Origin of the sequence: Flavobacterium piscis (assembly GCF_031457575.1) — a bacterium.
Classification (GTDB): Bacteria; Bacteroidota; Bacteroidia; order Flavobacteriales; family Flavobacteriaceae; genus Flavobacterium; species Flavobacterium piscis_A.
In genome coordinates, this window is the sequence record NZ_JAVDWQ010000002.1 from 124,162 (window position 1) to 144,947 (window position 20,786).

The following is a 20,786-nucleotide window of genomic DNA, read 5'->3' on the forward strand; positions in this document are numbered from 1 at the left end:
TTCTTAAATAATTAGTTGTTTTATTTGCTCATCAGCCTGCCACCAATATTTCCTGCTGCTGAACCGGCTCCCGCTCCGGTAACATTTCCTGCTTTCATCGCTGTCTGGTTGACATTGCGGGTAAAGTTCCCGGCTCCGCCGGCCTGGATAATCCAGCCTGTTACTGTTGGAATTGTGAAGTAACCCACAATTCCTATAATCATAAATATGATATACACGGTATTTGAAGTGTCGGGAATAAATGTCGGATCAGACAGCATTTCAATGTCACGTTCCAGTATTAGGGACTGAATCCTCGCGAGCATTGAGCTAAAGAGGTCGGCTACAGGAAGCCAGAGGTAGACACTTATATATCGTGTGAACCACTGATTAAGCGTAGACTGAAAACCGTCCCACACGGAAATAGCGAAGGCAATCGGGCCAAGTATAGACAGGACGATAAGAAAAAATGTCCTGATGGTATCGATCACCAATGCTGCCGCCTGAAACAGTACTTCCAAAAGATTACGGAACCATTCTTTCATTGCTTTCTCAATCTTATACTCCTGACGGTCCATGTACATTCCTGCCATTGTCCCAATGTCTGAAGGTGACCAGCCGAGTTCATCAAGCTTCTTGTCGAACTCTTCATCCGAAACCATATAGGCAGTTTCGGGATTTCTTACCATTGCTTCGTATTCCAATTGATCTTTTTGCTGCTGTAGTTTGTTTAGGTCAAGCACCTGGTCTTCGAGTATAGCATGTGTTCCTGTAACTATAGGGCTTAGTACCGCATTTACGGTTCCAAGGACGATCGTGGGAAAAAACATGATACACAATCCTAAGGCAAAAGGCCGCAGGAGTGGAAACATATCAATAGGTTCGGCACGGCTTAACGCCTGCCATACCTTTAATGCTACATAGAACAGCGCACCCAGTCCGGCCAGACCTTTAGCTACTGCTGCCATATCACCTGCAAGCGGCATCATGTCATCGTAGAGCGAACGCAGGACTTCGTGAAGATTATTCCATTCCATCCTTTACCAGTATTTTTGGTTGGAGGTCCCATAGAGTTCAAGTACACGCTTAGCGTCATTTTTCTTTTTTGCTCTCAGGTAGCTGACAGAAATATTCTTGCTGGTATAGTAGCGAACAAGACTGTGATACTCTTTGACTTCTTTATAAACGCGGTCGATAACGTCCATGCGCTCTTTGTCATTTAGAGAAAGATTCGATGCAGTTACTATCTGCTTGAGTTCCTTCAGAAGTTCGGTACTCTCATTGAGCAGTGCTGAATAACCGTTTCCAATAGCCGCAAGTTCCTGCGGTGTAAAATTGGGATCGTTCATCATCTTGCCGAAGTTGGTAACATACATCTCCGATACGTCGCCAACCAAAAGCACGGTCTGCTGCACTTTACGGGCATCTTTCACAAGGTTGCTTACGGCTTTTAGTTTGTCGTAATACTCTTTTCCCTGGTTGTACACTTTCTCCACCTCCTTGAAATTTTTAACAACATTGGATACCGTAGATGAAGTCTGTACGATTTCATTAGCGCTGTTGAGGATACCTGAAGCCAGGTTCGTAGGATCTGTAACCACCCATTGGGCTTTTACCGAGGGCGCTGCGGCAAGCATAATTGCGGCATACACCATGAACATTAGTTTTTTCATTTTTCTTAAATTTAAATTGTTAATTATTATTACTAATTTGCTTTCTCGCGTCTCTGCATAGCAATATGCTTAATGGCGAGTTCCACATTGCCGTCCAATTCTGATGCGAGCTGCATCACTTCCATTTTTTCTGTTTCTTCAGTGGTATAGGCGAGGTACTCCTCAAGGCTCACTTCTGTAGCATATACTGCTGAATCAGTACCACCGAGACCTATCCATACTTCCTTGTAAAGGCGCGAAGCATCATTATTCATATTGATAGAAAGTACCTGTGCTTTTTCCTTATCGGTTAGACCGAGCATCGCCTGAATGTCATCGAACTTGTTCATGTACTTGCGCTGGTCCAGCAGGATTTTGCAGTCGGAATTGTTGATAATACTTTCCTTGACGATAGGTGACTGGATGATATCATCCACTTCCTGCGTAACGACTATTGCCTCGCCAAAGAATTTTCTAACCGTCTTAAAAAGATACTTTATGTATTCCGCCATTCCTTCCTTGGCAATGGCTTTCCAGGCCTCTTCAATGAGGATGAGCTTGCGGATACCTTTGAGCCTTCTCATCTTATTTATAAAGACCTCCATAATGATGATGGTCACGATGGGAAAAAGAATTTTGTGGTCTTTAATGGCATCAATCTCAAAAACGATGAATCGCTTGGAAAGCAGGTCTAACTGCTTATCGGAATTGAGTAGGTAATCGTACTCTCCGCCTTCGTAATAAGGTTCCAGTACATTGAGGAAATTGGCAATATCAAAATCTTTTTCCCTTACCTGTTTTTCCTGAAGTACCCGGCGGTAATCGCCCTGAACATATTCATAAAAGCCATTGAAAGACGGATAGACCTCATCATGCTTAATGCGTTCGATATAACCGCTGACAGCATTGGACAGAGCCACTTCTTCAGATCTTGTGGGCGGCTCATCATCCCGTTTCCAAAGGGTAAGAATGAGCGTTTTGACACTTTCCCTTTTTTCAATGTCAAATACGCCATCATCTGTATAGAAAGGGTTAAAGGCAATGGGATTGTCCTCTGTATAGGTAAAATATACCCCATCTTCGCCTTTGGTTTTGCCTTTTATTAGCTCACATAATCCCTGATAGGAATTACCGGTATCGACCAGCAGTACGTGTGCGCCCTGCTCGTAATATTGCCTTACCATATGGTTAGTGAAAAAAGACTTGCCACTTCCTGACGGACCCAAAATAAATTTGTTTCGGTTGGTGATAATGCCACGCTTCATCGGCAAATCAGAAATATCCAGATGGATCGGTTTGCCTGTGAGCCTGTCTGCCATCTTGATACCGAACGGCGATGCCGAATTGTGGTAATTCGTTTCTTCCGTGAAGAAGCACAAAGCAGGTTCAATGAAGGTGTAAAAACTTTCCTCGCTTGGAAAATCACCTGCATTTCCAGGCATTCCAGCCCAATACAGCGTGGCCACATCGGTGGTATTATGTCGTGGCTTGCATTCCATTAGCGCCAGTGCACTCCCGCTATCATTTTTTAGCTGTTTAAGTTCCCCCTGATCATCCGACCATGCCATAATGTTGAAGTGCGCCCTGATGGAAGAAAGACCGAATGAATGTGCTTCGTTCAGGTATTTTTCTATCCACTCTTTGTTGATCTGGTTGGCACGGCTGTAACGAGCCAAAGAGTGCATATTTCTCGCTGATTTTTCAAACTTCTGAAGGTTCTCTTCGCTGTTATCCAAAAACAGGTATTGGTTGTAAATATGATTGCAGCTCAGAAGCAGTCCAACGGGTGCAGCAAATGAAAGTCGGCAATCGCTTCGGTCTGTAGAAAGTTTTTCATAACGTGTATCTGCCGAAACGTTTCCGGGCAGGTCATCCGTATCGGACAAGGTATGCAGGCACAGCCTTTTGTTTCCGATACGAACCTCTTCAGCGCCCAATACAATATCCTGCATCGGTGTCTCTGCTTCTCTGGAAAGCGTTAGGTATTGTTCCAGTAATCCCTGCTTTTCATCTGTACCAACGATGTCTTCTTCGCTCAGGCGATTCAGCTTGATAAGTCCGCTGTCGTTAATGATACGCTCAAACTGTCCGACGGCTTCCATAAAACGATGGATCGCTTCCTTGTCCCTGATTTCCTTTGGTATGAGTGAACCTTTGCATAGCGAAGAGAAATTGCTCTGCATTCGCATCCTTTCCTTAGTGGTCTTGGTCAGGAAAAGGTAACAGTAATGGTTCAGGAATGGACGCTCATTAAAATGACGCTGGTAGGATTTAGCCAGAAAGCTCTGGTCATCCTTTGCCAAATCAGGGGCGTAGTTTTCCTTGATATACCAATCTTGTTTGTGGATTACCGTAAAATCAGGCAAAGTCTTGATAGCCTTGTGCCAGGCAGAATGAATAGCTTCATATTCCGCAGATGCAACTGTAAAAAGTTCAGGTAAACGCACTTCAAAGCAGGCGGTAATGTCCGCGTCCTTTGACAGGATGCAGTTATTCTCTACCGCCAGTAATGGAAACCTGCTTTCCAATGTTGTGGTCTTTGCTGAATTTCTCATACGGCATTGGATTTAGGGGTAAACCTCAGATAGCAGTGTACAGGCTTGCGGCAGATGATGTAGCGGGGATGCCTTTTCTTTGCACCCACCTTCATGAGTCCGTGCTCACCGTATTTTTTATTCAGGGAGAAAGTCTGCCATACAATAAGAGAGGCACCGCCGGCTCCAAGAAACAGGCAGATGAAGGAGTTAACTCCCGCCATGTATAGTATCATGACCAGGATAAGAGTTCCGAGCAGTCCGCCGGCAAAAATGAAAAGGTATTGTGCTTTCAGCCCCTTAAACTCTACGGTTCTCCCAATGCCCTTGTTGATGTTATAATTACTCATAAGACTGTGGGATTAAAGGAAGAATGAGCGCAGGATGGTTGCAGCTACTATGAGGAAGATACAGGCACCGAACCAGCTTGCTGCGGTTTTGCTTGTATCGGGATCGCCGCTGCTGAATTTGTTATATACCTTTACACCTCCGATAAGGCCTACCACGGCTCCGATGGCATAAATAAGCTGCGTGGCGGGATCGAAATACGAGGTTACCATCTGCGTGGCTTCATTGATACCCGCCGTACCATTTCCCTGTGCCAGCGCACCGAAACCTGTCAGCATTGCCACTGCTGCCAACAGGATTTTGTTTGTTTGTTTTTCCATGATTAAAAACTTTAATTTTTTCTGATTTCCCACACTTTGCGGGCGTTCAGTACAAAGATGTTATAGAAATCAAGGCGTCATAACAATATGGCAGTCAGTGGAATTACTTGGCTAACTTTGGCATTATTGTAGATGTTTAAGCATAAAAAAACGCCAGACTTCTTTACTGTCTGGCGTTCTGTTCTCGGAGTTCCGACTTACATTTTTTGTCCTTTAGGTTTGCTTATATCCGGTTGTGCAAGCAGCTGTTTTTCGTTGGCTTTTTGGTGGTTCTTTTCGGTTTTGAGGTTGCTTTCAATCAAATCAGGAAGAAAGGTTTTTTTCCATGGAATAGGCTTCGCCGTAAACTTTAATTTCAAACCGTGCTTTGCAAGTCCTTGCGTAAGTTCAAATCCGTGTTGCCTGTTCCATCCAATTCTGTCAAGCAATCTTTCAGAGGGAAACTGCACTGCTATTAAATCTTTGGGAAGCTCCTTGATATTCTGATAGTCGGGCTCCTGGAATTCGTGGGTGTTAGGATTATAAGGTATGGTATAGGTTCTTTTGTCTTCGTCGTAGTAGTTTTCGATATCCGAGAGCACAATACCTTTAGAAAGGAAATCATCTTTTGGTCGGAGCATATCCATTCGGATATCAACATAGAAAGTATGCTTTGCGATATCCACAGTTGGAAGTATTCCTTTGTTTACCCGCATATTATAAGCTTCCTGATCGATCATCAGGTTAAAATCAGATTTGCCCTTTATCTCTTCTAGTGGATAATTATATCGGGCAGCCATTCCTTCCGGATCAAGTACCACAAATTCAGAAATCTTAACTGTTATACAGTCACGGTCAAACATATCCGGAAGATTTTTATTTTTCAGGCTGTAGTCAAAAGTATAGCCATCGCCTAAATCTCGCATATCTTCAAATGCAATGGTATTTGTCGGGTCAGCCTTTTCCCTGAGTTCAAGTTTGGAAACATCTACTATAAAGTCGGTACCTTCAATATTTATGACTGGCAGTTCTCTTTCCATGATATTATGTGTTTTTTATTAAACAATAAAGGGGAGTATTGCCCTTTCAAACAAACTCCCCAATATCAAAATCACCCAAATCATTTTTCCGCAAAGTGGAAGAACCGGAATCAACTTCAGAGAGACTGCTGTCCAACAGCATGGCTATTTTTCTTGAAGCACCCTCTATGGAATTTTCCAGCAGGCTGAATAATTCAGTACCCTGTAATTTTTGAACTATTGCAATTGCCGTTTCTTTTTGGGCTTGCTCCAATTTTTCTTTTTGGAGTAACACCCCTACGGAGCTTAATTCATCATAGGTAACCCCTTGGGCAAGACTGTCATCACCTGCGGATATTCCGTACCTGTTCCATTCTTCTTCTTCCTCTTCAAAATCAGGCATATTACTGAAAACTTCGTCCAGCTCTTCCTGCGGAATTTGAATACCTACGTTTTCATTTTTGTCGTATTCAATGTCTAAATTATAGGGATTTATCTCTGTTTCCTCAATTTGGCTCTCACTGGCATTGTTTGGAACTGAAAGGCTTCTTACAGGCTTGGGCTGCCCCATAATATCCGGCAGGTTTGGGTTAACTTTTTCCTGTTTCGGCTGCTGTTGCCCCGATCTTTTCTTAATGACAATCTTGTCCTGCAAAAGCAGAACAATGACTATCAGCAGGCATATCACAATTACATTTTCCATAGCTTATAAAATGGGTTTAAAACGTTCGTTGAAATAATCAGTAATATCATCCCCAAACTCCTTAAAGTGATGTTCAAGGATGTTGTCAATATATGAGTACAGTGTTGTCTTTTCTTCCCTTGTTAATTGCACAATGCGGATTAACCTTTCGTGGTATTCGGGACGTATGTAAACAACCTTTCCGTTACGGCCTGAAGGAAACCGATTGACCAGAAATATCTCCTCATAATTCAGCTTCTTTGAAAAAGCGGTGCGGGCTTTTTCTTTTGGTTTTGGTTCCTTCTGTATTTCTTGTTGCTGATTAGCTTCGGGTACAGTAGAAGACTTATTACCACTCATGATGTTCATGATTAACTCTTCATCAACAGCAGGTTTATCAAAGTCTTTTCTTCTTTTATCTATAGACATCCTTAAGTGTTTAGAGATTAACAATTTTTAAAAACTCCTCGACAAACAAATCTATTCTAGTTGCTTTCATAAGCTGTGGTTCGGCAGGTAGCAAGCTTGACCGAAATACACTGTTGAGTGTATCATCCGTTTCTTTCCTGAAACGTTTACTATCCATTATTTTTGAGGTCATTACAAATAAATCAAGCTCGTTAATAACACTTTGGTAAGCTTCATATATTCCTGTCTTTTCCCGACCGTCTACCTGGTTCCAAAACATCCACATTTGTTGATCCTTATTACTCTGATCTGTTTCGGGTAAACCAAGGAATGCCTTAGTAAAGCTTAACGTACTTTCCATAACCAGACGGTCAGCACTGATTGGAGAAAAAATAAAATCCATTCTTCTTAAGGTAGTAAGCACACCTTTTGTATTGGCTGTACCGGGAAGGTCAAAAAAAATTATATCAGGCTCTATTGCAGATTCATTTACGTATTCAAAAGCCTGTGATAAGGCATCCTCCGCTTTACAACTGATAATCGGATATGCCTTTTTATTGATACTTTGATACAACTTCATTGCAGCTCTTTTATGGTAGGGATTCTGCATAATCGTTTTTAAATCTCTTTCTCTCATATTTGCTAAACTGTGTTGTGGAAAATCACAATCCATTACAAGTACATTAAATCCTAAACGATAATGCAATACACTTGAAAGTAGTGCAGTCATCGTAGATTTTCCAACACCGCCCTTAGGCGTTGAAAAACTGATTTTTAAGGTTTTCATTTTTGTTTCCATTTTTTAAATATTTATTGTTACACATTTTATTTGTTTGGCAGGTTTGAATATTGGTGTATTTGAATAGTACCTACTTTCCGTATGCCTGTATTCCCCTTTTGAAAATTTCCTTGATTGTTGTTTGCTTTCATTACAACTTGGTGAGTTATAATTTTTAGCAAATGGTAACCGTTGCAATCGGTAAACTGCTTTACCACTTTTATGCTTTTACATTTTTAAAGTTTTACGCTTTTAAAACCTTATACTTTTATTCCAAAATACCTGTGTCCAAATACTTCTTTCTTGTTTACCTGTACACAATTTTTATAACCTGCATTAAAACCATAAAGCAAATAAAGCGATTGAATTAGCTTCTTATTGTTGTGTGGCAGTGTTTGGCACTCAAAGGCAGAGTTTGACTGGTGATTACATTACAATATTCTTACAGACAGGTCTTTACTTTGCAAAATGATATTTATTAACAGATTTATGCGAAGCACCCTGACAGAATGGAAACTAAACAGAGCGGCCTTGAGCCGTTTTTCCCTGTTATATTTAATCCGTCCCGAAGGGCGGATTTTTGTGTTCACCCGAACACGGCAAGTTGTGTTTTGAGGCACTCTAAACCGAGTTAGTGCCCCAAAACAACTTGCCCTGCCGGGGACTGAAAAAAACCTTCCGAAGTCAGGGTTTTGTATAAGAATTAAAATGGACAGGTTATGGACGAAAACAATGACAACAAACGCAATAAGGGGGGGCGCACGCCAAAAGACGACCCCAGTATCCACCGCCACGTATTTCGTCTGACGGATGAAGAAAACGCCAAACTTTTATCGCTTTTTGAAGCTTCGGGAATGCCCAATAAAGCAAAATTTATCATTTCGCTGCTTTTCAGCAAGGAGATGAGATCGGTTAAAATTGACAAAGGGACAGTTGATTTTTATATGCGATTGACTTCTTTTCACAGCCAATTTCGTTCGGTAGGCGTGAATTATAACCAGATTGTAAAGGTGTTGTATCGTCATTTTTCCGAGAAAAAGGCGGCAGCTTTTCTCTATAAATTGGAAAAACAGACCGCTGAAATGGCGGTACTATGCCAAAAAATCATTCAGATAACCGAAGAATTTGAAGCAAAATACCTCAAAAAAAAGCCTTAGAAATGATAGCAAAAATAGGAAGAAGCGGAAATTTATACGGAGCATTAGCGTACAATCAGCTCAAAGTGGAGAATGAAAACGGGCAGATTTTGTTTGGCAATAAGATGATTGAAACCGCGAGCGGTCACTATTCCGTCGCAAAGTTAGCCCAGTCTTTTTCACCTTATCTCATTGCCAACCGCAATACGGAGAAACATACGTTGCATATTTCGCTCAATCCCGATCCGAAAGATAAGGTAAGTGATGACAGGTACAAGGAGATGGCAGAAGCATATATGCAGGAGATGGGTTACGGACAACAGCCTTATGTGGTGTTCAAACATACTGATATTGACCGAAGCCATATTCATATTGTATCGGTTTGCGTGGATGAACAGGGCAAAAAGATTTCGGACAAGTTCGAGAAAATGCGTTCTATGAATGTGTGCCGTGAGCTGGAAAGGAAATATGGATTGATACTCGCAACAGATAGAGAGCATAAACAGAGCGACAAGGTTTTCCGTCCTGTAGATTATCGGGAAGGTGATGTAAAAAGTCAGATAGCTTCAATAGTACGTCACCTGCCGAATTATTATAAATACCAAACTTTGGGAGAATGCAATGCCTTGCTTTCCCTCTTTAACGTTACCACCGAAAAAGTTGGAGGGGAATTACAAGGAGAGATGCGACAGGGTTTACTGTACATTCCTTTAAATGAAAAAGGCGAAAGAGCGGGACATCCGTTCAAGGCTTCTTTATTCGGAAAGAGTGCCGGACTGTCGACTTTGGAATTGCACTACGCGAAATCCAAAGAAACTTTAAAAGACCACCCGGCAAAGCCAACCATTACAGCTGCAGTTACCATTGCTTTACAATCAACAAGTAATGAGCTGGCTTTTAAAAAACAGTTAGGCGAACAGGGAATTAACGTAGTAGTACGCAGAAATGATACAGGACGTATTTACGGAATAACCTTTATAGACCATAATTCTAAAACAGTGTGGAACGGTTCACGATTAGGAAAAGAGCTTTCTGCCAATACCTTTAATAATTACTGGAACAATAATATCGCACCTGAGATTAAAGAGCCAGTCGAACTACAATCGAAAATATCCACAGTAAATGATGTAGATCTTCCTGCTGAGGAACCCCATCATTTGTTCGACTTCCTGAGTACTGCTGAAAAACACGAAGACGGTTTAATTGAAGCATTAGGCGGCTTATTGCCAGAAGCCAACGGCGAAGATTATCAGGAACAGGATTTTGCCAACAGAATGAAGAAAAAAAGAAACCGCCAAAGAGGTCAGAAATAGCATTCTGCCAAACACTGCCCCGCCCAGCCATTGACTTCCACATTCTTATAGCCGAGCTGCACAGCTTTTAAATTCACGCCCGAACATTAAAAATTAAAATAATGCAGGGAGAAGATGATTTAAGAGGACTTGCCAAAATTATGGCTTTTATGCGGGCAGTAAGTATCCTTTTGGTACTGATGCACCTTTATTGGTTTTGCTACGGTTACTTTATAGGTCGCGGCTGGACTTTAGAAGTAATCAACAAAATATTAGGTAATTTTCAGCGTACCGCGGGATTGTTTTCGCATACTTTATATACCAAAGTATTTGCCCTGGTATTATTGGCACTAAGCTGTTTGGGTTCAAAGGGAGTTAAACACCAGAAGATAACCTGGACCAAAATTTATACTGCTTTGGCGATTGGGTTTGCATTTTTTTTTCTGAATACACCTTTATTAAAGCTATCAGTAACTACCGCCACAATACTTTATATCCTTACCACTGGTTTAGGATATATTGCTTTAATGGTAGCGGGAGTCTGGATGAGCCGATTGCTTCGTAACAATCTCATGGACGATGTTTTCAACAACGAGAACGAAAGTTTTATGCAGGAAACTACATTGATGGAAAACGAATATTCGGTAAACCTTCCCACGAAGTTTTATTACAAAGGAAAATGGAACAATGGCTGGATTAATATAGTCAATCCTTTTCGAGCAACGATTGTCTTAGGTACACCCGGTTCGGGAAAATCATATGCAATTGTAAACAATTACATCAAACAGCAGATTGAGAAAGGTTTTAGTATGTACATCTACGATTTCAAATTTGATGATCTTTCTACCATTGCCTACAATCATTTAATGAAACATCGGGATAAGTACAAAGTGCAGCCCAAATTCTATGTTATCAACTTCGACGACCCACGCAAGAGCCACCGTTGCAATCCCCTTAATCCCGATTTCATGACAGATATCTCAGATGCTTACGAAGCAGCTTATACAATTATGCTGAACCTCAACAGGTCTTGGATACAGAAGCAAGGCGATTTCTTCGTCGAGAGCCCGATAATCCTTTTGGCAGCCATAATATGGTATCTGAAAATCTATGACGGCGGTAAGTATTGTACATTCCCACACGCTATTGAACTCCTGAATAAAAAATATTCAGACGTATTTACCATTTTAACCTCATATCCAGATTTGGAAAACTATTTGTCTCCTTTTATGGATGCGTGGCAGGGAGGCGCGCAAGACCAATTACAGGGACAGATTGCATCTGCAAAAATTCCTCTGTCAAGAATGATTTCACCACAACTCTATTGGGTTATGACGGGCGATGATTTTTCATTGGACATCAACAATCCTAATGAACCTAAAATATTATGCGTAGGTAATAATCCCGACCGCCAAAATATCTATTCTGCTGCACTAGGATTGTACAATTCACGTATCGTAAAACTCATTAACAAAAAGGGCCAATTGAAGAGTTCGGTTATCATAGACGAGCTGCCCACCATCTACTTTAGAGGATTGGATAACCTTATTGCAACTGCAAGAAGTAATAAGGTCGCAGTATGTTTGGGATTTCAGGATTATTCCCAGCTGACAAGAGATTATGGCGACAAAGAGAGCAAGGTAATTCAGAACACCGTAGGTAATATTTTTAGCGGTCAGGTTGTCGGAGAAACAGCCAAAAGCCTTTCTGAGCGATTCGGGAAAGTATTACAGAAAAGGCAAAGTATGAGCATCAACCGCAACGACACATCTACCTCAATCTCTACCCAATTAGACAGTCTGATACCAGCTTCCAAAATATCTACCTTGACGCAAGGTTTTTTTGTTGGATCTGTATCGGACAATTTTGATGAACGTATCGAGCAGAAAATCTTCCATGCTGAAATTGTCGTGGATAATGAAAAGGTTACTTCCGAAACTGAAGGGTATCAAAAAATACCGGAAATCTTATCTTTTGTTGACGAAAACGGTAAAGACAATATGAAGCAGGCAATCGAGGGCAATTACAGGCAGATAAAAACGGATATTGTACTGGTTATCGAAACCGAATTGGAACGTATAAAGAATGATCCCAATTTAAAGCATTTAGTGCCAAAGGATAGTCATAAAGGGGATAAATAAATTAAGTATATCTACAGTCCATAAGCTGGCGAAGCTATCGTGTTATACTAAAAAAACTTTTCAATGATTGATAAAAAGGATATATTTACCATTACAATAAGCACATACATTTATTGAGCAAAGCCAACATGAAATTAATTCCATTGGTCAGTTTTTATCAACAATATATACAAGTACGCAGCAAGTTTAAAAGACCAATATGGATAGCAAACAAAAAGTAAAAGAATTAGTATTAGATCAATTTCGAAAGGGAAATCTTCGTGATAATGATATCATAATGATGCGTGTTTTTATTAATCTTGAGTACAAACTTCCTCCAAAACAAAGAGATGTTTTTTACGAAGCAATCAATGAATTAATAACAGAGGAATATATTATTTATGAAAAGTCCACGCCAGAATGCTTACGTTTAACAAAAAAAGGATACGATTATATATACATGGAAGAGGACGAAATTAAACCAACTAATATGTCTGAAAACTCAACAGATACAAATAAAGAAAAATCTTCAGATCCTTCTGCACTGGAAATTTTGAACCAGGCAATTACTAAAGTACCATTTGTCAAATATGCTTTGGGAATTGCCGGAGTAGGCGCAGCAATAGCAATCGTCGCAATGTTTGTCACAGAAGACGCAAAAGTGCCAGTAATAAGCTTACTTATTATGCTTGGACTTATGGTTTTGCTTTTTGTCTTAGCAAGAGTCGCAAAATCAAAAGAAGTACATATTAAGTACGCTGGATTTATTTTATTATACTTCATTGTGGCCGTAACTTGCTTATCGTGTGCATTACTTATTACAGCTGTCTTTTTTGATTTTCCTAAACCAATCGGCGACATAATTAAATAATAAACCTGCCGCTAACAGCTATCATATTCCATTGCAGTTTTCCAGTTGCAATAAAATTTATCTTTTTCACTATATTTATCATAGCTTAAACAACTCTGCTTCGTTTCCGCAACAAAATATGCTAGCAAAACGTTAGCTACAACTTTATGACAACAGCACTCTTCAAAAACATCAAAAAAAATATTGAATCGAATATTTATTCGGCGAAAGAATCAATTGTGGTTTCTGTTGCATGGTTTACTAACAAAGATCTTTTAGGACAATTAAGCGACAAACTCGAAAGTGGCTGCTCAGTTGAAATAATAATCAGTGATCATTTTGAAAATACAAGATTGTCTTTTGAAAATTTCATTAAAAAAGGCGGGAAAGTTTTTATTTTACAAACACGAAGTGGAAAATTTTTACATGATAAGTTTGCTATATTTGATGGGGTAAAATTAATTGCGGGCTCTTATAATTGGACATATTCTGCAGAACATTATAATCATGAATTTGTTATTCAGAGTGATGATCTGCAGCTTCTAAAGCAATTTTCTATTCGTTTTCGAAATCTTAAAGAAATTGTTATCAACTATGACAAATTAATTTTGAGTACACATGATGCACTTTTATCAGAAACAAAAGAAGATTCATTTTTAGTATTGGAGAATGAATTGCATGACGAACTAATTGCTTCTGTGGATTTATCAATAAAGGCCGGGGCGAAAATTAATAGGTCAATTATTCTAAATCAGATTTACGATTACGGAGCTATTGGTGCCGCAAATCGTCTTATACAAGAAGGCACAGAAAAATTACATTCAGGATTAATAAAGATGTTTCACATTAACAGACTCGATCTCACAATTGAAAGTATAATTCAAAAGGATAAATATAGGGTTTTGTTTACTGACGAAATACTTTTAAAAGCCAAGCAAAGGCTGGCAAAATTGCAATAATTAAACATTGACTAACGCTACGATATTCCATTGCAGTTTTGTAGTCAGGAGCATTTTATTTTTTAACTATATTTACCACAGCCGAGACAACTTGTACACTTTCGTCAACATAAATATGCAAGTATAACTTTGTAGGCATTTATAAACAAATCGCTTAAATTATGGACCAAGCTTTACGAATATATTGGAAACTTTATAACGAAATCTTTTCAAATGAATTAATGATTCACAAGAGCCATAATTTACTTAGGAATTTTGAAGAAGAATTTATTGAGGGGCCAATACTTGAATTAGGCTGCGGACAAAGTAATTTTTTGGTAGAATTTTCAAAAACCGGAAAAGAAATATTTGCAATTGACAATGAGGATTTACAATTAAATTTATTAAAAAAAAGAATTGAATCATACGCTGGAAAAGAAGCTGGAAAATTACATTTATTGAATATTACAATTCCAGAGAAAGAAATCCCACAAGAAATATTTTCATTAGTAATTGCATCTGATTTTTTACATTTTTTTTCAATAAATGAATGTAAGAAAATCATTTCTCAGATTATTTCAAGAACACAAAAAGGTTCTTTAATTTATGTCAGAGTTCATTCGAAATCACATTCTTACAGTGTTTCCCCAGATCCGCAATTGCACGAGTATTTTAAACATTTTTTCACAGAAAGTGAATTGACAGAACTTTTTGATGAACAGTATTTCGAGAGAATGATTCTATCCAGTACAGTTCAGAATATTAGATCTAAGTTTACAAGAGATATGGAGATAAAATGGACAGTAAATGTATTAGATGAATATCAAATTTTCGATCCACAGGAAAGGCAGGAACATCTTGATGAAATTAGTCAAGAATTAAACGTTGGTTATTTAGAATGTATTTACAGGCGAAAATAGCTGCCTGCAGCAAGTACTGAGCGAAGCTATCACGCCTTTAAGCGCATCGCAGGTTTATCTTGCTCGTGACTATCATTGATTTCAATAGTTTCTTTATGCTCTTTATTTTCAGGACTAATAGATAATTGTATCTTCCTCTCAATAGCAGCAAGCCCCGTTTTGAGTTCACTCAATCGGCTTTCCTTAGACCACATACCGTTTATCACTTCCTGAAGAACGGGAAGGTCTTTTAGTATTTCAGTAATCTTCTTTTTTTCCTGTTCGATATAGCCTGGTAATTTCTCCAGCGCATTAAGAAAGTTCATAGTTGCCAGCTTTTCATCTTTAGCGATTAAACCGTTGTTGTACGTATATTTAATATTTCCCGCACCTTGTATCAAAAATCGGTTTATCCGGATATCCACGCCCTCTTTTTCAGATATTTCCGTTTTGACCAAAAGCGTAAATCCGTACAAAGTACCGATTTCTTGATATTGACCTCCGGTACGGGCTTTCTCTGCAAGCTCGTTGAGCTTGGCACCGATTTGTTTATTATCAGCATTGGAAGGTAAACTGTCCAATCGCAAAGGATTTTCGATAGTACCGTCCAAACATTTTTGTATGCGCTCTTGTAAGTTTTCCCAATCAAGGCTCATTCGGTTAAAACGGGATTGGGCACTTTCAAGTAATTCCGTAAAATCCTGCAGCTTGTATTTGGCACTGAACTTAGAACGGTTAAACGCCTGCTTTTCGCTTTCCAACCCTCCAATCTGTTTTTCCAGTTTGGCTTTATCCAACAGGTCGGTATTTCCCGAAAGAATGGCCACGTATTCCGAGAAGTTCATTCCTGATTTTTCGTCCATACTGCCTTCGTCAATAGTCCGTTTGCCCAGATTGTTGTTTTTTAACTGGTCTATAAATAGCTGTTTATTGTACAACAGGTTAAACTTATAGCTGTCCAGTGATTTTTCTACTGCATAGATAATGACATCTACTTTGTTATCGGCAAAGAACTTAGCAATCTCATTGCCTTTTCGGACTGCCCTTCCGTCGCGTTGCGCAAGGTCACTTGGTCGCCACGGCGTATCTAGATGGTGAACGGCAATGGCTCTTTTTTGTGCATTTACACCGGTTCCTAACATACTTGTTGAACCAAAAAGTACACGGATTTTTCCCTCGTTCATTCCCTTGATCAGTTCCTTACGCTGCTTATCGGTCTTGGCTTCCTGTATAAACCGGACTTCATGTGCAGGTATGCCGTGGTCTTCCACGAGCTTGCGTTTGATTTCGGAATACACATTCCATTCTCCCGGCTTGTAAGTTCCCAGATCCGAAAAAACGAACTGCGTTCCTTTCTGTGCGTTGTATCGGTTGTAATATTTGGCAATGCTTACCGCACAATGCGAAGCCTTGTTATCGGGGTGGTCATCATATAGGCCGTTTACCATACGCATATCCAGCGACATCTTACGGGCATAATCTGTGGCAATGAGCATTTTCGCTTTCTCTTCCGATTGGGATAGCGGAGCTCTTCCCAGTAAAGTAGCATTTCCCGATTTGGCAAACTCCATTAGCTTTTTGATAAAATCTTCCTGGTCTGGAGTAGGTGGTATATTATACAATACCTCGTTCTTATTGGGCCGGTCAATACCTATATCTTTTGCCGTGCGGTAATCCGTGATTTCCGAATAGAATTGGGCTAGCTCCGGCACTTTGATAAAGTATCGGAAACGTTCTTTCGCTACAATATTGTTAGCCACCGAAAATTCATAATCAGTCGTTTTCCTTGCATAGATAGCCGCCCACGCATCAAAAGAGTGAATGCCTTGTTTTTCCATTGCTCGTGGTCGCAGGTATTTGAACAGCAGGTACAGCTCAGTTAATGAATTGCTGATAGTTGTACCCGAAAGAAAGGTTGCTCCCATATCAGTATTGATGCGTTCCTGAATAGTACGGATAGCAAACAAAAGGTTCATTGCCTTTTGGCTTCCGTCCACATTACCCAATCCGGCAACCCTTGTATGTCTTGTGTTGAACATCAGGTTTTTAAATTGATGGCTTTCATCCACGAACAAATGGTCAATGCCCATCATCTTAAAGTCCACTACATCATCTTTGCGGTTTTCAATATCGTGCTGCAGGGTTTTGAGTTTGACCTCAAGGTTTTCTTTCCGCTTGATTACTCCGGCAAGCATCCCCCTTGTAACTTCCTTGCCTTGCGATTGCAATGCATCTATGTTACGCTCTACGCTGTCCAATTCTATTTCGAGTATTTCCTTTTGTATTTCGGGCGATTGCGGTATCATACCGAATTGGTCATGTGTCAGGATAACACAATCCCAATCGTTATTTTTAATATCCCCGAAAATCCGCATCCGTTTTTGCGGCGTAAAGTCTTCTTTTCCAGGAAACAGAATTTTAGCGTGTGGATAGGAAGTACGGTAAGCTTCGGCAATTTCGTGAACATTGCTTTTTAGCCCGATAATCATAGGCTTATTGGCTAGTCCCAAACGCTTCATTTCCTGTGCAGCCGCGCACATTACGAGCGTTTTTCCTGCGCCTACTTCGTGGTCGCAGATCGCACCGTTGTTAAGCTTTATCATCCAAACGGTGTCCTTTTGGCTCGAATACAAATCTTCGATGCCCAATGCTTTTCGGTCCAGTCCCGGAAAATCCTGATGGCTTCCATCATAGTTTGGTCGGACGAAACAGTTAAACGTATCGTTGTATTGCCCCGTCAGCCTGTTCTTAAACTCATCGTTTTGGGCGTGAAGCCAGTCGGTAAAGGCGGTACGGATTTCATCGATCTTGGTGTTGGCCATTTGTATGGCTTCCATATCCCGTACCTTGACCTCCTGGTCGCCAACCATTATTTTTTTGGTAATGTCCGGTGTGGTATTGACAAGGGCGTGTTTGAGAAGAGTAATCCCGTCAAAGTTCCGGCTTTCGGCTTTGACAGCATATTTTTCCCATATATGCAAATTCCCCTGATGGCATTTTACCGAAAAGTCATCGGAGCTTTCCGAGTAATTTATAAGTACATCTGCATCGAAAAGATGTGAAGCAAAACGGGCATAAAGGCCTGTAGGTATCCAGCGTTCGCCCAAATTAAAATCGAGTTCCTCAAATTCGATACGTCTTGGTCGGGCTTCATCCAAAACGGTGAGGCTTGCTTGGGCTTGGCTGTCTTCAGGATTGTTTTCGAGGTAGGCTTTGACCTCTTGGGCTTTTTCAACTACGTTGCCTGCAATCCAGCGTTCGGATATTTCATATTCCTTTTGCAGGGGATTGTAATAAATACGACCGTGTAATGCTTCTTTCAGGTCGTCGTCCGTCATACTGCTGATTTCAGACATATAGTCCAAATTCACAGTTCCGTATTTGTTCAGCGAAGCAGCCAGCGCTTCTTCGGGATTATCCATTGCTATTGCTAAGGTGGAGAAACTTACAGGACGGCTGAATATATCGGCCTTATGTACAACACCGCCAACGACACGTTCCAAATAAGGGATTTCCTTGCCGGAGTTATCCGTTTTGATGAGCTTGATATTATCGGCATTATTAAGGCTGCCGTACCTTTTGACAAAAGAATCGTAAAGGCGGTTAAGGTTTTCCCTTTCTTCTTTTTGTTCAGTCTGAAACGTTGCCTCCTTATTGTAAAGCTGTTGGTAAACATCACGTACAGCTATGTACGCTTCGGCTCTTGCTTTCTGTAAAGGTGGCAGATGCAAAGGGTGGAAAACCGCCACGCCCTCTGATGTATCTACATCTTGCAGATGACCGACCCAGCCATTATTTGCAACAAGGCAGTCGTTACGATGGAACGATTGCACCTCGCTACTGTACGGAGCAGGTTTGGGAATAACTGACGTATCAGTTGGATTGTTACCGCTTGTACTCGAAAACAGGTCGCCGATAGCTTCCTGTTTTTTATCTTCGGCTGAGGTATTTCCATTGGTAAGAGTTGGCGTGTACGGTTGCTGCATCGCACTGAAAAGGTCAGTTTGGCGACCTATCGCACGGCTGTTTTTTTTAGTACTTTGCTTTTTGACTTTGGGAGTTCCTTTATTTGGAACAGCTAACATTACAGGTTCGTCCACATTTTCAAACAGGTCAAAAATGCTTAACTGCTTTAATTCCTGCAGGCTTTCCCGATTGGTTACAGGAGTTGGTACAGATAGCGACTTTTGTATAATGCTCACGGGTTCGACAACTGCTGGTGTAGCCGTTGTTTGAGTAGGGGTCTTTGTTGTAGGTCCTGCGTTACTTTCTCCTTTATACAAACCAAAATTCAAATGCATTATAAAATCGTCGGAAAGCATTTGCTTCAAGTCTTTGGCAATTCCCTCAAGGCCGTCTTTATGCGTATAGATTAATGCAGGTTGCCCATAGGCGTCGGTATCTAATTTACGTTCGGTATGCACAATTCTTGTACTGTCCTGAAAGAGTGCATTGCCCGGTGTGTTGTATTCTGTCTGCATGCTTTGGCAAAACAGATCTTCCCTTTGGGTCAGGCCTTGCTTTGCCCTATTCTTTTGCAGGATAATCAAATCACTTCCAACTGCTGTTCCGGCGTAATCTGTAAACAGGTTGTTGGGCAAGCGAACAACCGAAATCAGATTATTATCCTGCATGAGCGCCCTGCGTATAGGCTCATTGTTCTGGCTGTTGAGAATGCCCTGCGAGGTAATGTAAGCCAGCAGACCACCCTCACGGAGCATATCAGTACCTTTGAGAAAAAAGTAATTGTGAACGCTTCGGGCTGCCTGTACTTTTGCACTGTCCTTGCTCCGGGAATAGGAAAGGTCGAAAACGGAAGTGTCTCCAAAAGGGATGTTACTGGCTATTACATCATAGCTGTTTTGTTCCTTTTCGGGGATTTCTTCAAAACCGGAAATACGGATATTGCTTTCAGGATAAAGCTGTTTTAAGATCTTGCCTGTGAGCAGATCTTTTTCGTAAGCAGTAACATTGGCTTTTTGATTTTCTGAAAAGGATTGTATGAATGAGCCGACACCGGCAGAGGGTTCGAGGAATTTATCAATGTTCAGACCGCTTTCACGCAAGGTTACGGAAATCGCATTAATGACCTGTGACGGAGTATAAAAAGCCGTCAGAACGGAGCTTTTCATACTATCAACATATCTGCGGTATTGCTTTTCGTCTTCTGAATTTTCTTTGAGTAGCTGGTGGAGTTCGCGGGTGATCGGGAAAAGGTCGTGTTCGGTTTTTCTCCAATTATTGATGTCAATTTCATTCGCTATAGGGTTCAACACGAATTTAAGACCGCCAAATCCGCTGTATTGCATCATTAGAAGTCTTTCGCCTACGGTGGCTTGTCGTTTCTCCTTTTCCAGTTTAAAAGCAATTCGCAGGGCATCAATGTTCTGTTGGAGATGCTGCTTTTTACTGAAGCCCATGTTTCTGTATCCATATTGAGATGGTTCCCGTTATTTCGGAATAGAGCAGGTCAAACTCATAACTGTACGCGAAGTCATCGGTTAGCTCGTATCTGGAAAAAAGAGGCGTGCAGACAGGAAACATTTTAAGGGCAAATGGTTGCAGTTCCTCGTCTGCCATAATAGTATCAAACTCATTGCAGACAACCTGAAAAACAGTGTCAAACCTGGAGAAATATAGGTTTTCAAACAGGATGTAATTTGCTATTTCACTGCATTGCTCAATAGTGTTTCCCGAACTAAATGCGCCCTCATAAGCATTGGCTGCCCACGAGGAACGCTGTTCAATAAACTTTTGGTCATTAGTTTTTTCGGGGAAGCTGATATTTAATAATTCTTGCAGTCGTAATCTGAAATACGATAAGTCTTTTCGCTGAGTATCCATACTGTAAT

General features: G+C 40.6%; 17 protein-coding genes. 6 read left to right on the plus strand and 11 right to left on the minus strand.

The window, feature by feature from the left end; genetic code table 11:
• Positions 1-20: 20 nt before the first annotated feature.
• From traJ to J2W48_RS03590, 9 genes are all read right to left on the minus strand, one after another.
• Positions 21-1,016: a conjugative transposon protein TraJ gene (traJ, locus tag J2W48_RS03550; protein WP_109746246.1), complete on the minus strand. Its 996-nt coding sequence runs from the start codon at positions 1,014-1,016 to the stop codon at positions 21-23.
• Between the two features lie 3 nt (positions 1,017-1,019).
• Entirely contained in the window at positions 1,020-1,652 is a 633-nt protein-coding gene (locus tag J2W48_RS03555) for a DUF4141 domain-containing protein (protein ID WP_277011883.1), read from the minus strand.
• A gap of 32 nt (positions 1,653-1,684) precedes the next feature.
• Positions 1,685-4,186, minus strand: coding sequence for a TraG family conjugative transposon ATPase (locus tag J2W48_RS03560; RefSeq protein ID WP_310278186.1), 2,502 nt, complete (start codon positions 4,184-4,186; stop codon positions 1,685-1,687).
• The gene (locus J2W48_RS03565; protein ID WP_272092593.1) at positions 4,183-4,515 is read right to left on the minus strand and encodes a DUF4133 domain-containing protein; all 333 of its coding nucleotides are present in this window, start codon (positions 4,513-4,515) and stop codon (positions 4,183-4,185) included. Before J2W48_RS03565 ends, J2W48_RS03560 begins: the two co-directional genes overlap by 4 nt.
• A gap of 12 nt (positions 4,516-4,527) precedes the next feature.
• Positions 4,528-4,833: a DUF4134 domain-containing protein gene (locus tag J2W48_RS03570; RefSeq protein WP_310278190.1), complete on the minus strand. Its 306-nt coding sequence runs from the start codon at positions 4,831-4,833 to the stop codon at positions 4,528-4,530.
• 197 nt (positions 4,834-5,030) lie between these two features.
• Positions 5,031-5,852: a hypothetical protein gene (locus J2W48_RS03575; RefSeq protein ID WP_310278194.1), complete on the minus strand. Its 822-nt coding sequence runs from the start codon at positions 5,850-5,852 to the stop codon at positions 5,031-5,033.
• 46 nt (positions 5,853-5,898) lie between these two features.
• Positions 5,899-6,534, minus strand: coding sequence for a conjugal transfer protein TraD (locus J2W48_RS03580; RefSeq protein ID WP_310278196.1), 636 nt, complete (start codon positions 6,532-6,534; stop codon positions 5,899-5,901).
• Between the two features lie 3 nt (positions 6,535-6,537).
• Positions 6,538-6,942 carry a DUF3408 domain-containing protein gene (locus J2W48_RS03585; RefSeq protein ID WP_310278199.1) on the minus strand — a complete coding sequence of 135 codons (405 nt, stop codon included), beginning with the start codon at positions 6,940-6,942 and terminating at the stop codon, positions 6,538-6,540.
• Between the two features lie 10 nt (positions 6,943-6,952).
• The gene (locus J2W48_RS03590) at positions 6,953-7,720 is read right to left on the minus strand and encodes a ParA family protein (RefSeq protein WP_310278202.1); all 768 of its coding nucleotides are present in this window, start codon (positions 7,718-7,720) and stop codon (positions 6,953-6,955) included.
• 698 nt (positions 7,721-8,418) lie between these two features.
• On the opposite strand from J2W48_RS03590, the gene mobA reads away from it, so the two are divergent.
• The 6 genes from mobA to J2W48_RS03620 all read left to right on the plus strand — a co-directional run bounded on the left by mobA (position 8,419) and on the right by J2W48_RS03620 (position 14,955).
• Positions 8,419-8,856, plus strand: a complete 438-nt coding sequence (gene mobA, locus J2W48_RS03595; protein ID WP_310278205.1) for a conjugal transfer protein MobA — start codon at positions 8,419-8,421, stop codon at positions 8,854-8,856.
• 2 nt (positions 8,857-8,858) lie between these two features.
• Positions 8,859-10,148, plus strand: coding sequence for a conjugal transfer protein MobB (gene mobB / locus J2W48_RS03600; RefSeq protein WP_310278210.1), 1,290 nt, complete (start codon positions 8,859-8,861; stop codon positions 10,146-10,148).
• 101 nt (positions 10,149-10,249) lie between these two features.
• Positions 10,250-12,268, plus strand: a complete 2,019-nt coding sequence (mobC, locus tag J2W48_RS03605; protein ID WP_310278213.1) for a conjugal transfer protein MobC — start codon at positions 10,250-10,252, stop codon at positions 12,266-12,268.
• Between the two features lie 199 nt (positions 12,269-12,467).
• Positions 12,468-13,118, plus strand: a complete 651-nt coding sequence (locus J2W48_RS03610; protein ID WP_310278216.1) for a hypothetical protein — start codon at positions 12,468-12,470, stop codon at positions 13,116-13,118.
• A 146-nt stretch (positions 13,119-13,264) separates the two neighbouring features.
• Positions 13,265-14,056 carry a phospholipase D-like domain-containing protein gene (locus tag J2W48_RS03615; protein ID WP_310278219.1) on the plus strand — a complete coding sequence of 264 codons (792 nt, stop codon included), beginning with the start codon at positions 13,265-13,267 and terminating at the stop codon, positions 14,054-14,056.
• A gap of 161 nt (positions 14,057-14,217) precedes the next feature.
• Entirely contained in the window at positions 14,218-14,955 is a 738-nt protein-coding gene (locus tag J2W48_RS03620) for a methyltransferase domain-containing protein (protein ID WP_310278222.1), read from the plus strand.
• Between the two features lie 29 nt (positions 14,956-14,984).
• Here the strand turns inward: J2W48_RS03620 and J2W48_RS03625 are convergent, their stop codons facing one another.
• Together J2W48_RS03625 and J2W48_RS03630 are read right to left on the minus strand one after the other, a co-directional pair.
• The gene (locus J2W48_RS03625) at positions 14,985-20,354 is read right to left on the minus strand and encodes an N-6 DNA methylase (RefSeq protein ID WP_310278225.1); all 5,370 of its coding nucleotides are present in this window, start codon (positions 20,352-20,354) and stop codon (positions 14,985-14,987) included.
• Complete coding sequence (locus J2W48_RS03630) at positions 20,341-20,778, minus strand: DUF1896 domain-containing protein (protein WP_310278229.1); 438 nt, start codon at positions 20,776-20,778, stop codon at positions 20,341-20,343. The genes J2W48_RS03625 and J2W48_RS03630 overlap by 14 nt, the downstream gene beginning before the upstream one ends.
• Positions 20,779-20,786 lie beyond the last annotated feature (8 nt).

Bases quoted from the DNA above. Each gene is read 5' to 3' on its own strand.
- J2W48_RS03610 (WP_310278216.1), top strand. From the start codon at position 12,468: ATGGATAGCAAACAAAAAGTAAAAGAATTAGTATTAGATCAATTTCGA.
- traJ (WP_109746246.1), bottom strand. From the start codon at position 1,016: ATGGAATGGAATAATCTTCACGAAGTCCTGCGTTCGCTCTACGATGAC.
- J2W48_RS03565 (WP_272092593.1), bottom strand. From the start codon at position 4,515: ATGAGTAATTATAACATCAACAAGGGCATTGGGAGAACCGTAGAGTTT.
- J2W48_RS03620 (WP_310278222.1), top strand. From the start codon at position 14,218: ATGGACCAAGCTTTACGAATATATTGGAAACTTTATAACGAAATCTTT.
- J2W48_RS03590 (WP_310278202.1), bottom strand. From the start codon at position 7,720: ATGGAAACAAAAATGAAAACCTTAAAAATCAGTTTTTCAACGCCTAAG.
- J2W48_RS03625 (WP_310278225.1), bottom strand. From the start codon at position 20,354: ATGGGCTTCAGTAAAAAGCAGCATCTCCAACAGAACATTGATGCCCTG.
- J2W48_RS03615 (WP_310278219.1), top strand. From the start codon at position 13,265: ATGACAACAGCACTCTTCAAAAACATCAAAAAAAATATTGAATCGAAT.
- J2W48_RS03575 (WP_310278194.1), bottom strand. From the start codon at position 5,852: ATGGAAAGAGAACTGCCAGTCATAAATATTGAAGGTACCGACTTTATA.
- J2W48_RS03570 (WP_310278190.1), bottom strand. From the start codon at position 4,833: ATGGAAAAACAAACAAACAAAATCCTGTTGGCAGCAGTGGCAATGCTG.
- mobB (WP_310278210.1), top strand. From the start codon at position 8,859: ATGATAGCAAAAATAGGAAGAAGCGGAAATTTATACGGAGCATTAGCG.
- mobC (WP_310278213.1), top strand. From the start codon at position 10,250: ATGCAGGGAGAAGATGATTTAAGAGGACTTGCCAAAATTATGGCTTTT.
- J2W48_RS03585 (WP_310278199.1), bottom strand. From the start codon at position 6,942: ATGTCTATAGATAAAAGAAGAAAAGACTTTGATAAACCTGCTGTTGAT.
- mobA (WP_310278205.1), top strand. From the start codon at position 8,419: ATGGACGAAAACAATGACAACAAACGCAATAAGGGGGGGCGCACGCCA.
- J2W48_RS03560 (WP_310278186.1), bottom strand. From the start codon at position 4,186: ATGAGAAATTCAGCAAAGACCACAACATTGGAAAGCAGGTTTCCATTA.
- J2W48_RS03630 (WP_310278229.1), bottom strand. From the start codon at position 20,778: ATGGATACTCAGCGAAAAGACTTATCGTATTTCAGATTACGACTGCAA.
- J2W48_RS03580 (WP_310278196.1), bottom strand. From the start codon at position 6,534: ATGGAAAATGTAATTGTGATATGCCTGCTGATAGTCATTGTTCTGCTT.
- J2W48_RS03555 (WP_277011883.1), bottom strand. From the start codon at position 1,652: ATGAAAAAACTAATGTTCATGGTGTATGCCGCAATTATGCTTGCCGCA.